The sequence below is a fragment of the Synechococcus sp. PCC 7335 genome, from assembly GCF_000155595.1.
Classification (GTDB): Bacteria; Cyanobacteriota; Cyanobacteriia; order Phormidesmidales; family Phormidesmidaceae; genus Phormidesmis.
In genome coordinates, this window is record NZ_DS989904.1 from 1551788 (window position 1) to 1565554 (window position 13767).

At 48.3% G+C, this 13767-nt stretch carries 7 protein-coding genes; 1 reads left to right on the plus strand and 6 read right to left on the minus strand.

Annotated features, from left to right (window positions below; all coding sequences use genetic code 11):
* Nucleotides 1–104 precede the first annotated feature (104 nt).
* The 6 genes from S7335_RS06840 to S7335_RS06865 form a co-directional block, all read right to left on the minus strand.
* Entirely contained in the window at nt 105–821 is a 717-nt protein-coding gene (locus S7335_RS06840) for a hypothetical protein (protein WP_157620112.1), read from the minus strand.
* A gap of 278 nt (nt 822–1099) precedes the next feature.
* Complete coding sequence (locus S7335_RS06845) at nt 1100–1639, minus strand: type IV pilin-like G/H family protein (protein WP_006457297.1); 540 nt, start codon at nt 1637–1639, stop codon at nt 1100–1102.
* 393 nt (nt 1640–2032) lie between these two features.
* A complete protein-coding gene (locus S7335_RS06850; RefSeq protein WP_006454897.1) occupies nt 2033–3526 on the minus strand; it encodes an FAD-linked oxidase C-terminal domain-containing protein in 1494 nt (497 codons plus the stop codon).
* 61 nt (nt 3527–3587) lie between these two features.
* The gene (locus S7335_RS06855; protein WP_006454544.1) at nt 3588–7691 is read right to left on the minus strand and encodes a response regulator; all 4104 of its coding nucleotides are present in this window, start codon (nt 7689–7691) and stop codon (nt 3588–3590) included.
* A gap of 91 nt (nt 7692–7782) precedes the next feature.
* On the minus strand, nt 7783–10899 hold the full coding sequence (locus tag S7335_RS06860; protein WP_006457085.1) for a methyl-accepting chemotaxis protein: 3117 nt from the start codon (nt 10897–10899) through the stop codon (nt 7783–7785).
* A 72-nt stretch (nt 10900–10971) separates the two neighbouring features.
* Nucleotides 10972–11496, minus strand: a complete 525-nt coding sequence (locus S7335_RS06865; protein ID WP_006455120.1) for a CheW domain-containing protein — start codon at nt 11494–11496, stop codon at nt 10972–10974.
* Nucleotides 11497–11852: 356 nt separating this feature from the next.
* On the opposite strand from S7335_RS06865, the gene hmpF reads away from it, so the two are divergent.
* Complete coding sequence (gene hmpF / locus S7335_RS06870; protein ID WP_038015821.1) at nt 11853–13613, plus strand: pilus motility taxis protein HmpF; 1761 nt, start codon at nt 11853–11855, stop codon at nt 13611–13613.
* Nucleotides 13614–13767: the final 154 nt, after the last annotated feature.

The following is a 13767-nucleotide window of genomic DNA, read 5'->3' on the forward strand; positions in this document are numbered from 1 at the left end:
AAGCTTGTCGAAGCAGGCTGTGTTGTCCCATGGGGATTTAGCACGCTCTGCTTTTACAGCGTCATCCACACAAATGAGCTGGCTTATGCTCTTTCAAGTGTTGATTAGCGTGACTTATCAGTAGGGAATTCAACTTTGAACTGTCCATTCTCAGTGATAGTTACTTTTCCACCTAGTTTTTCGATCTGATCGATCGCCTGCTGCCGAGTTGTCTGGTTCAAGGCGCTTGCCAAAAGGCTACTCCATGCTTTCATCTGGGCGATTTCACTTTCTGGGTTCTGCGCAAGAAATTCAGCAGTCTGTCTAGACGCTTTTTCGATCACATCACTGTCCGCATAGTCAGACTGCGCCGCCCAGTCAGCGGCGGTTTCAAAGGAGTGCTGAGCGGCTTTGCCATCGCCTAGAAACAATAGCTCATCGATCCCCTTATAGCGCCAGATATAGAAGCCGTCGGCTACCGTAGTCGGCTCTATCTGCTCCAAACCTCTTTTCATCAGTTCGATTGTCTTCTCAGGTCGGGCCGCGTGGAAGGTTGTACTAGTTGATAGGAAGAGATAGTAGGGGGTATAGAATGGCTCGAACGTGAGAATGGTATCAAAAAAGTCAGGACTTAGGCTCTTACTATCGTCAGGGTATGTCAAGGTATCACTAAAGTATTGAAGAAAGTTTAGAAAAGTGCCGCCTGCTAACAAGTTTCTAAATCCAAAAGTAGGAGAATTTCGCAGTACAATTAGGCGCTTTTTCAGACCGACTGCGTTTATCCGAGGGTCGCTTTGAAGCCCGGTAGACTTTGACTGTCGAATTTCGCTAGTCTGAAGCATTGCGATCAGCACGCAGCAAAAAGAGGCGGTAAGGATCAATAGACTCTTTAAATGCTTTCTTCTTTTTTGTAGACGCATTTTTATGTGCTTATCTGTTTTCTGAAAACCTATTGATGGAAGAAAATCGGTGAGAATATGACAAATACTCTCACCGACTAATCTACTTGAAACAGATGTTTTTCTGTGAAGAGAAACATCTGTTTAATTAATTGCTGGACGTCGCCGAATTGAAGGGATGAACGAGCTTCGCTGTATCTGAATGCCTAGCTATCGTCCTATTAGCCGCCGATTTGTGTCATGCCGGTACCGCATACCAGATTTCCAGCACCACTGTAAACTGCGACCGGAGGCGTATCTGTTCCAGCAGCATCCGCTTCACAGACAATAGATAAGGATGTGAAGTTATCTCCGACCTCCTCTAACCCAACGCCTCCAGCGTACCCTCTAAGGGCTAATTCTCTGGCTTCCGCTATGTTGGTTACTCTCTGATCAGCTGCTGAAGTTGCTGTAGCTGCGTCAGCACTATATGAGTAATTTTCTGTTTCCTCTGGAATGCCCAATCCTAGGTCGTCCATTGTACCTGTGAACTCTCCGTTCTCTAGGTAGAAGGTTTGCTGAGCGCGATTCATAGAACCAACATAGGTTTGAGCTTCAGACTGGCGGGCTCTGTTTCCTTGGTTCAAGAAAGAAGGCAGAGCGATCGCCGACAAGATACCGATAATGATGATTACAACTAAAAGTTCGATGAGAGTGAAACCGCCGTTGGCCTTTTTGCTTGCAAAGTGCTGAAGCAGTTTTGCTTTTAAGTTAGTTGTCATGATTGTCTCCGTGATGGTTGAAGTAAGTTGCGTATGATTAAAGGGCAAGCTTGTCCATCTGCATGCATAAGGAATCTCAAAGACGATTGAAACTCTCTGTGCAGTTGGATTTTTAGTCAACCCGTACAATCGGTGACTTGCTTTCCGCTCCCAACTTAATCTGCCCCTCAAGAAAACTTGAACAGTCAGCTGATATACACAAGCGTGAATACTTCCAACAAAAATTAATCCGTAATTTACCGGTACCTAAAAGAATTTTTACAAGCGATCCTCCCACAGAGCTACAACAGCACTATCTTTCCCACTCACACATCAAAATAACTTGTTGTAAAAACTTCTCTAGGTTGCTTGGCTCTGAGAATTCAATCTGAAAGCTCAGTGTTGAATGCCATGCTAAAAGTTCTCCAAATCAGCAAACTGTCCCTTGCTAGCATGCGCTGATTCTCCGCAGGTCTTCGGTGTTGGAAATATTTTTGTTGGATTTGCTAATCCCTTCGTATTCAGCGCCCCTCTCACCCACTGCATCGTCTCTAGGTCCGTCTCGCTAAACATATCTGGCATATAGCAGCGCTTGTCTGCCCCCACGCCGTGTTCACCCGAAATACTCCCTCCCACTCGCACACACAGCTTTAAGATATCGCCACCTAGCTCTTCTACTTCTTCTAGCTCACCCGGCACACTGTTGTTATACAAAATCAACGGGTGCAAGTTGCCATCACCGGCATGAAACACGTTCGCTACCCGATAGCCATGCTTTTCCCCTAGCTCTCCAATCTCACGCAACACTTCTGGCAGCTTTGTGCGGGGAATCACCCCATCTTGCACATAATAGTCAGGGCTAAGCTGGCCCATCGCCGCAAAGGCCGCTTTTCTCCCTTTCCATAGACGGGCTCTTTCATCTGGATCAGTTGCCTGGATAATCTGCCGAGCGCCGTTTTTACGACAAAACCGATCTATCTGCTCGGCAGTGGCTGCGACCTCGGCGGGCATGCCGTCTATTTCTATTAGCAGGATGGCGATCGCATCTCTGGGATAGCAGTTCGTCGCCACCGTATCTTCTACCGCATTAAGGCTAAAGTTATCCATCATTTCCATCCCCGCTGGGATAATCCCGGCTTGAATGATGTCTGATACTGCCCCTCCTGCCGCCTCAACGCTGGTAAAGTCGGCTAAAAGCACCTGCACAGACTCAGCCGACTTCAAAATCCGTAGCGTCACCTCAGTCACAATTCCCAGCGTTCCTTCCGAGCCCACGACCACACCCGTCAGATCAAACCCAGGCATCTCAGAAACCGCTCCACCGGTATCTACAATGTCGCCATTTGGCAATACCAGCTTCAGTCCCAAAACGTGGTTTGTAGTCACCCCATACTTCAGACAGTGGACGCCGCCGGAGTTCTCGGCGACATTGCCCCCAATCGAGCAGGCAAGCTGACTAGATGGGTCGGGCGCATAGTAAAATCCTGCCCCACTGACCGCCTGAGTAATCCAGTTGTTAATTACACCTGGCTGTACAACCACTCTTTGATTGTCGTAGTCAATATCGAGTATCTGCTGCATGCAGGTCGTCACAATCAGCACGCATTCTTCAATCGGCAGCGCCCCACCTGAAAGCCCGGTCCCTGCCCCTCTGGTCACAAAAGGAATCTCTTGCTCATGACACAGCCGCACGAGCGCTGCGACTTCTTCAGTTGTCTTTGGCAGCGTCACCACCGCTGGCCGCTGACGGTAGCTAGATAGCCCATCGCACTCATACACCAGCAGCTCTTCCTTGCGCCGCATCACCCGATTAGCATCTAGCAGCTTCTCAAAAGCCTGCACCACCGGTCGCCAATCTCGCTTAGCAGAAGTACTCTTAGCAGAAAAGGCATTTGTAGCGACAACCATAGCGATTCTAAGGGCTGAACCTAAGCGGATGAATATCCCTTTGATCCTAGCGTAGAAGTGTTTAGCTACCTTGCCCTTTTGTTTGAACTTCGCCCGCGAGCATCTCTTGCGCGGCTTCTAAGAGCGCTTCTTCTAGATACGGCTTGGTAAAGTAGCCACTCGCACCTAGCGCTAGTGCTAGCTGACGGTGACGATCGGCGCCGCGCGAGGTCAGCATTGCCACCGGAATTTGCTTGAGAGTCTGCTCTTTTTGCATGCGTGAAAGTAGCGTCAATCCATCCATTCGCGGCATTTCTATATCGCAAAATACCAAGTCGTAAGGGAGTCCAGATTGCAACTTTGTCCAAGCTTCTTTGCCATCACGCGCTTGCTCGACCCGATAGCCGACTTTGCTAAAGGTCATTGAGAGCAACTCGCGTACGGTAATCGAATCATCGACAATCAGCACCGTAGGAACGTGCTTTGTCTCTTCAGTGGTCTCGTCTGATTCTGACCACCGCAGCGAAACTGGCTCACGACGTAACCGTCCGGTTGCAATATCAACTAGTTCTAAAACATCTGCAATCGGCATCACCCGGCCATCGCCTAGTATTGTGGCACCCGAGATGCCAATCGGTTTAGGCACCGGCCCTTCTAACTGCTTAAACACGATCTCTTCTTCGCCCAATACCTGATCTACTTGAACAGCCACAAAGGTATCGGCGCTTCTGAGCACCACAATCGACAGCATCTCGTCGTCTAGCCTGCTGCCGTATACTTGGCTGCGGCCTATCTTTCGATTGAATCTCAATAAATCAGCGACTGGGCGAACGGGTAGCAAACTCTCACGCCAGCGGATACAGTCTTGCTCTTCTTCGTTTTTAACCAAGCGATAAGGCCCGATGTCGAGCATATCCTCAACCCCATCCATCGGAAAGGCAATCCGCGCCTGAGCGCTGATACAGCACAGCGCCTTAGAAATACTCAGTGTCAATGGCAGTCGAATGGTGAACTTCGTACCGCTACCTAGCTTTGAATCAATCGTAACCACGCCATGAAGCTCTGCTAGAGCGGTCTGCACAACGTCCATGCCCACCCCTCGGCCAGCAAAATCATCCGCATAATCCCTTGTGCTAAATCCGGGCTGAAAGATTAATCCATACGCTTCGATTAGGGAAAGCTCCTCGGCTTCAGCTTGAGTGATCAGCTTTTTCTCGATTGCTTTACGTTTGACGAGGTCAGGATCGATTCCACTGCCATCGTCTGAGATACAAATTAAGGTTTGATTCCCTTGGTAGAATGCCTTGATTGTAATTTGCCCTTCAGGGGGCTTCCCTGCTGCCACTCTTTGTTCAGGCGTTTCGATCCCATGGGTAATGGCATTATTAACAAGATGCGTCAGCGGATCATAGAGGCGCTCTACGATCATCTTATCGATTAAGGTATCTTCGCCTTCTATCACTAGCGTGGCTTCTTTTCCACACTTTATCGATATATCTCGTACTGCTCTGGGCAATCGAGCTGACGCATGAGAGAAAGGCACCATGCGAGCTTTGTTCAATCCCTCTTGTAGCTCAGTCGTAACGTGCCTGAACTGACGGGTAACTTGATCAGTCGATTCTACAGTGTATCCCACATCAGAAGCCGACTCTCGTAACCGAACGATTAGCTCGATCATCTCTTGAGAAAGGGTATGGAAGCCGGTGAAGCGATCCATCTCCAGCGCGTCAAAAGTCGCTCCAGTGGCATGGCCTTCTGCCTTGGGCGCGGTACTGCTGGTCACCGCAGCATAGGATTTTTGGCTGGCTACTAAAGAACTTTCTAGAAGCGATCGCTCATAGAGATCGCGCATCTGCTGGCCCACCTCATTCATCTGCTGCACCTGAGACATCAAATTATCAAGGAAGTGCCGCAGCCGAGTTTGATCTTTTTCTAGCGTGTTGCGGTTGACCACCAGCTCTCCAACCAAATTACTCAGGTTGTCTAACTGCTCAACTGGCACACGCATCGTTTGTTCGTGTGTACTGTGCTTTCTTTGGACTGCTCCAGACCCTGAGTGATGACTAGGGGTAGGGCTTGGCGATTGTCGCAGCTTACCTTCTCCATCGTCTGATAGCAGCCGCTCCAAATCTTCAAAATCACCGCCTTCAAAATCTTCGGTTTTACTATTAGGCTCGATTGCATCAGCAGAACTATCTGTCTGTGAGATAGGAGCGACGGAAGGTTCGTTTGAAGGCGCCTCAACATCTGATGAAGAATTCTCAGACACACTCTGTTCTTCGGATAAAGAAACCTCTTCTAAAAAATCGTCTGAGGAGTCCTCTTTTGAACGATCTGCTTCAGGTAGCGCTTCAAACGAATCTTCAAGCAGATTATTTGCTTGAAAGATCTCTGTTGCAGTAGAGTCAGTTTCCGTGGTTTCAGTAGATTCTTTCCCAAAGGCTTCTTCGAACTCTAGAAGGTCTTCTGGCAATAGCTCATCGAAACTGAAAGCGCTATCCTCGATATCTTCTTCGACAGCATCTTCGGCAACGTCGTCTACTGAAGCAAAAAGGCGATCAAAATCCTCATTTGTACTAGCACTAGCGTCGCCATCATCGCCTGCTACGGAACGGCTACTCTGTTCTGCGAGTAAGTCAGCTTGCGCAAAATCATCACTTTCAGAGAAAAAGCTATCAACATCCTCTTCCGCCTCATTTAGTTTGATTCCTGTCAACGTTGGAAATTCAATCTCTTCCTTGCTAGGGCTGGTCGGTTGATTTGAAAGAAATCCCGAAGACAAAGTTTCTGAAGTGATGCCTTCAGCTGTTATTTCTTCGGCTGTTAGTAGTTCTTGGTCAAACGCAGGTAGATCAAAAGCTTCTGATAGGCTTTCTGAATTAGCGACTTCATCGTCAGACTCTGATATGTTCGAATTCTCGTAAAATGTTTCATCGAACAGATCATTCGCAGGGGAAGCATATTCTATTTGATCGCTGCTAGACGCTTCGCCCAAAGAAACCTCGGTGAATAGATCTGCGATGTCATCTTGTTCCTGTTGATCTAGGTTTTCAGGATTTAGTTGTGCCTTTTCAGGCATCAAAACATGACTCTCTGATGTATCGTCGAGTTTTTCTAGCTTATCCTCAAACAGGTCTGCAAAATCTTCTAGCCCTTCGCTGCCGATGTCTGGTGCAACGCTGTTTTCTGTCGCGAATAGTGCGCTAAGCGATTCATCTATCTCTTCCTTCCTTTCGCTATGAAGATCAAGCGTAGAAAGCTCTGAAGGAACCTCGTCGAAGTCCAGTTCCTGGTCAGTAAGGTCTAGAGAATCTAATTCATCAGCACCAGAGTGATCAGTCTCAGGCAGACTGCTTGCTTGCTCAGTTTCTAGAACGTCTCTAGGAAGTAGCGATCGCATCGCATCAGAAGCCACAATCTCTGACTCGCGACCTGCAAGGACTAGGTCTTGAGCATTCTTGATCTCTTTAATCAGAGTGGGCGCTAGAACTCGGTACGCTTTCTCAAGATTAGTCGTGGCTAGCCTAGCAGTTTCTAATAGTTCACACCAGCCAATCAGCCTAAACCTCTCTCCGAGCGCAGTTAGTTGGCTACACACGGTCTGAAGCTCTTGCCTACTTTCTGGCGAATCTGGCTGTTTGAACAAACTCAGCATCTGTCGTAGTAGCGCTGCGACATCTTGCCCAAAGCTAACTTGTATCGCTTCTACATTTGCCGAGCTGTTATCACGACTGCTGTCGGTTGGGGAGACACTATCCTGATTATCCGCGATCAAGGCGTTTAGGTGCGCATCTATCTGCACAAACACTGGATCGATCTCAGCCGTGATTGATTGGGCTTTTTCAGAAGTGAGCCCCGAAGAACCTTCTAGCTGTTCTACGAGATCTTGTAGTCCATCCGAAACCTTCAAGAACATAGTTTCCAATGTCCTATCGACCTGGAGCGTCGACTCTTTTAGAACCTTGAAGTAGTCCTCCAGGCGATGGGCCGTTTTTTGAATACTCTCTAATCCGAGCATCGCCGCGCCGCCTTTTACTGAATGCGCTGCTCTAAAAATCTCATTGGCCTTCTCTGAATCCTCAATAGTAGCTTGAAGGTTGAGCAACCCTTGCTCAATGGTATTGAGATGGTCTTTGGCCTCCTCAATGAAGTATCCCATGATGCGCTGTTGTTGCTCAGGCAGCATAGCCGCGTTCTCTCCATCTATGTCTTTATCAGACGTGTATGTACAGGTGTTGTCGAAACTAACTTGTCGAAACTAACACTGATTTGTCTGCTTAGGTATCTTCAGCCGTACCCAGCTTAAACTTACCAACTGAAGCTAATAGGTCACTAGCAACGCCGACTAAATTTTGCATTGATCCTGATACTCGCTGGGATTCGTGCGAGGTTTCTTGAGCAGTCAGTTCTACAGATTGCATCACCTGAGCAACCGCTTTTGAGGTTTCAGTTTGCTCAACAGTATTTGCCGTAATCGAGCGTACTAAGACATCAATCCGGTTAGATACTTGGATAATATCCTCTAGCGACTGTTTTGCTTGTTCTGCTAAGCGAGTCCCTTCAATCACTTGCTGCGTGCCCTCTTCCATAGCAGTCATTACTCCCCCTGTATCACCTTGAATTTGTATCACAATTTGCTCGATCTCTTTAGATGCTTTGGCAGCACGATCGGCAAGCTGTCTGACTTCGTCAGCGACAATGGCAAATCCACGACCCGCTTCTCCGGCTCTTGCCGCCTCAATACTGGCATTCAGCGCAAGCAAATTAGTTCGAGATGCGATTTGTGAGATCAATGCCACAATCTTAGAGATTTCCTGAGAAGATTCCGCCAAACGTTTGACTTTACGAGTGGTATCCGCCACAGTTTCTCGAATATCTAGGATGCCAGCAACGGTTCTTTCTACCGCTTCACCGCCTCGCAGGGCTGTTTCAGAGGCAGTGCGAGCAACTTCTTCGGCTTCGCGAGCACTTTCAGCAACCCGTTGAATAGAATCAGTCATTATCTGGACAGAATTGAGCGTAACAGCTAGCTCTTCAGCCTGCCGAAGAGCATCGGCGGATAGGGATTTGGCAAATTGTTCGTTTTCTGTCGAGCCTTGGCTGACTTGTCTTGCTGCAACGCTGACTTGCTTAACGATCTCACGTAGATTTTCAATTGTTAGATTAAACGAATCGGCTACCGCTCCTAGCACATCGGCGGTTACCTCAGCTTTTACGGTTAGATCACCTCTGGCTGCGCCCTCTACATCGTCTAGTAGGCGAATCACCTGACGCTGCAAGTCTTCTTTGGCTTGTTCTTGCTCTTGTGCCTTGAGCTGCGCTTCTTCTGTTGTTTTAGAAATAGCGCCAGCCATGTAGTTAAATTCTTTAGAAAGCTGCCCAAACTCATCTTTGGTTGAGATGGTTGCTCTTGCACTGAAATCTCCGGTTGAGAGTTGGGTGAATTTTTCTCGTAGCGCTTCTACGCTTTCTTTGGCATGTCTATCCATCAGGGAGCCTAAGCCGAAGACGCTGCCAAAACTAACTAGCCCTGCGGCTACACTGACCGCCAGCGGTGCGGCAGGGCTAGAACCTCTTTGTCCTGTTGGATTTCCACTTGCTGAAGGGATCATCAGTAGCCCAACGGTGCCAACTGCAACCATAGACAAAAGTCCTGCTGATCCTGCTAGTATCAGCCGTTTGGTCCTCATTGGAGCATTTCCTAGAAAGCTCGGCTTTCTTTGCTCTTGAAGCTTCGAGCTGCTCGTTGTGTTGTCGAAGCTAGGCATAACTGGACTTTGCCTATCTGAGCTATCGGTACTATCGGGGCTATCGGTACTATTAGAGCTATCGGTACTGTTTGGTGCGATCGCGTCAGGTAAATTGTCCTCAAGTCCGTCAACCTGTTCAGGTTCAATCCTTGCAGGCGAAGTCGTAGAGTTCATAGAACTATCCACAAGCGCAAACTCTGGAATAGTCTCAAAGTTGTCAGAGTCATCAAAACTATCAGATAACTCAGGTAGTTCCCCTGGTAACCCATCAGAGGCGAGGGTCGTTTGCTTATCTGTAGCGGCTACTTTGTCTGAGTCGGTTTCCTCCAATCGGTTATCTATGCGCTTATCGCCCCCCATCAAGAAGGTGTTTTCTTCTGCTTGAGTTTCTATCTGGGGCTCAAAAGATACTCCCTCAAACGAACCATCGTCTTCTTCATCCAAAGAATCATCACGCTTATCCCCCATCAAGAAGGTGTTTTCTTCTGCTTGAGTTTCTATCTGGGGCTCAAAAGATACTCCCTCAAACGAACCATCGTCTTCTTCATCCAAAGAATCATCACGCTTATCCCCCATCAAGAAGGTGTTTTCTTCTGCTTGAGCCTCTATCTGAGGTTCAAAAGATACTCCCTCAAACGAACCATCGTCTTCTTCATCCAAAGAATCATCACTATCAAGCGTTGGAGAACTATTAGATTCATATTCAGACGTTTCATCAGCACCAGTACCTGAGTTTTGGCCCACTGCCAATAGTGAGTCTCGCTCGTTAGCTTCTCCGGCATCGCCAAAAGCTTCATCGAACTCTGCTATGTCAAAGTCAACATCAGCGTCATCGCTCAATACAGACATATCGTCCTCTACAGAAGACCCGCCAGATACTTCATCGGTAAAGGGCATACCAAACGGACTATCTGAGGTCGCCGCTAGCGGATCATCTGCCACGCTGCTCTCTGCCACGCCATTTAGATCGAACGGATTGTCCCCATCCTTTAATGCTGACGAAGGATCCTCACCTTCCATATCTAGCTGGTCAGCAGAAAGTTCAAAAGGATTGCCATCACTGCTTACCCACGACCCTGTGTTCTCAAAGTCGTCCCCGTCGTAGTCGCTATCAAAATCGTCTGTCAAGTCGCCGAATTCGCTTAATTCATCGCCACGAGCTTCGGCTTTATACTCTTTAGACCAGGCTAGTGTATCTGCCTGGCTGTCCATATCATTTGAAGTGAAATCCTCTGGTTGGATATCGACCTCAGCTATAGGCTCTAGGAGGCCATCGTCGAATTCTTCCGGCATGGGAGAGGGCACTACCTCTCCTAGTTGTTCTTCATCGAAGAGATCTTCTTCTGAGTAGCTTCCTTCACTCTGTTTGATAGATTGATTAGCATAGGCCAAGCCGTTATTAGCATAGTCGGCAAATTCTGGATCAGAAGAGATATGCAAGAGAGCTTTGTATTGTTGCTTAGCTACTTCGTACTCTTGTAGGCCATAGCAATAGATATGGCCCTTGAGTAACAGCACGCTGACGTCATCTGGATAGTCCTCTGCCAACACATCAATCGCCTGAGCAGCTTCTTCAAAGCGACCTTGCATATATGCTATTTCTGCTGCTTGATATGTTTGTGCGTAGTCCGTAGCCGATGTCATTGTTCCTTTCCTCTTGCCGACTCTGAAATCCTGATGCAAAATTTGTGGGTATCACGGATGATAGGACTACTGCTAAGCCACCCATCGAGCTGAGTGCAAAATAGCAACATGGTCAAGTAGTTTCAAAGGACTGCCTGAGCCTAGAAGCCATTCTCCTTTCAAAAAAGGTGCCATTCCGTCTGATGGGTTTGTGGTTGCCTTAAGCGATTCAGGATCTAGCCAGTCTGTGCCTACCACTTTGTCGACCGCTAGACCTAGCACTATTCCCTGCTCTTCTACAGCAATAACTGGAATTTCGGCGCAGTCTGTGTTCATCAACTTGGCACAGCCTAGGAATTGACCTAAATCCGCGACCCAGATGACTTGTCCCTGTTGGTTGAGTGTCCCTAGTAGAAGAGGCGAAACATTAGGTACTGGGGTGATGTAATCAGGGGCATGTTGAATGATTCGACGAATTCCCGTAGCCGGCAGTGCAAATTCACTCCCCTCTGCAACAAAAAAACGCAGGTGAAGTTCCCCCTCGCGCGTCTCAGCTTTCTGAGGCTTTGAAGCTTGATGATTTCCTTCTGTTGCCTGAAAGTCAGGATTCTCTACCATAGCGAATGTTGTCAGTTTCTTGTATACATAGATCTTCTCCGCCTAGGTGTGAGGACGAAGTCCTTCAACCTTTTGCTTGGCTCGCGCTTCTCGGATGCATCCGATTGGGCATCACAATATCTAACAGCACCCGTGCAGCTTGCTGGTCAATCATTCCCTACGTTGTCATCAAAGTACCGGTTGATGGCCTAAGCGCTAACTTTATTTATCAACTATGGGATAGCAGCTGGTAGATTCCTCAAAAACTTTTGACCTTGCCTTTTGCTTGATGAGTGTCAGTACAGATGTGTCTCGCTCAGCGAATGCTGGGCATACTGGGAGCCCGATAGCCTGCACAAGTAAAGGGAATTACCAGCGTGCTTTATCTAGCCGAGACACAAAGGAAGAGTGGATTTATGGGTGGTGGCAAAGCTACTTTTAAGCTGATTGCTGCCCAAAGATCCGAGCATGACTGGACAGGTGTGCCGAATGAAGAGCTAATTCCTGCACCCGATGACGCGCCGTATGCCAACGGAGTTCTGGTGATGGTAGAGCTCACTAGCAACCGCCAGGTGAAACGTCATCAAGAAGCTGGCCGGCCGCTAGTGAGCGTCTTGCAGAACTTCTCTGGAATGAACAAGAAGTTTAAGTCTCAAGGTGAAGAGATAGAACAGTGGAAGGAGTCGTTGACCTATCAGAGCCAGGCCTTGAGCCGTCGAGAGATGGAAATAGAGACCAGGCGAGAACAGATAGAGCAAGCTGAAGCTGACTTAGAAAGCGTTAGGGCACAGCAGCAGGAGATAGAGGAACAGAAGGCTGCAGTAGACCAACTACAAGCAGATCTAGCTCGTAAGAACGCCGAGTTAAAAGGTGCGTGGGCACATCTAAATGGCGAAATTCAGCAGTTTGAGGAGCGAAAAGAAGAATTTCAAGCGGAGCATCATCGCGGAGGTAGCCTTAGCGATGAGCAGACTGCTCAAATCAATTCGGCGCTTGCGGACCTTGGCCAGCCAGATTCAATTGCTTCGACTGTCGCCGGTAAGGTGACAAATGCTTTTGAGCTAATGACTGGACATCAAGCCGATCTAGATAAGGAACGACAGCACCTCGAACAAAGACAGGCTGAGCTGACGGCGGCACAAGCGGAGCTAGACGCTCAAACCCAGAACCTGCTGGCGATGAAGCAATCGCTGGTAGAAGCTGAATTAAAGCTTCACAATACCCAGGTTCATTTGCAGCAGCAGCAGTCCCTGCTTGTTACCAAACAAGAGCACAATCACCTCTTGACGGAGCAGTTAAAGAACCAAACTGAGCTGCATCAGCAGGTATACGAGCTACTAAGTGCTACTGACAAAGTGAGGCTAAGCAAGAAGGTAGACGTTGCATCCTTGGAAGCGATGGCGGAGGAAGAGCTGCAGGCACTAGTGACTAAGTTAGAGAAAGACTTAGAAAAAATGATTCAGTTCGTCAACGATCAAGAAGAAGAGCTGAAGCTTCAGCAAGATGAAATTGATGCGCTTAAAGGTAAGCTGACTGAGGTAAATGATTATGACCGGCTGCAGCTAGAAACAGAGATCGAAGAAGCGAATGATCGCCACGTGATGCTGGCCCGAACGCTGGTAGGCCAAAGGCGAAATCTACTAGAGCGTCAGGAAGTGCTAAGCCAACATCAAGCCGTGCTACTACGCCGTCAGGGGCTAGCCGCTGACGAGGAAGGAACAGGGACTGAACTGGAGCCAGTTTTAGATGAGATTGACAAGCTGCGGGCGTTGCTAGATGAGCAGATCCAGCAGCTAGAAGCGGAGATTGCCCAGATACAGTCTGAGCTAGACACACTGAAGCAGACTCGGCAGCAGCAGCAGCAGGCTACGGATAAGCAGCGACAGAAGATCGCTGACGCAGATTTGGCCTGTCGAGCCCAATATCAAGTAGTCGGTGAATTGCAGGGCCAGGTTATGCTATACGAGTCTATGCTATCGATTATGGAAGGGCATATAGGCGGATTTGAACAGGTGTTAGAGGAAGTCTCGATAGCGGTTGGCCAGTGGCAAGAAGCGAAGGCAGAGCAGCAGCGTAAGATAACGCTTGCTCAGCAGATGATTGAAACCCTTAGCTCACCAGAGCCCGCTCTGGTCTAAGACTCTCCTAACCTCTAAGCTAGTCCCCTTCAAAAGCTGGGAACCAAAGCGAGGTCACATTAACAGCGCTCTTGCTTTTTGCAAGGCAAGTGAGGCTATGCACTTAGGCTTCGTAGGACGAGGGTTTGTAGCATTTGAACATGCTATAGGCTAA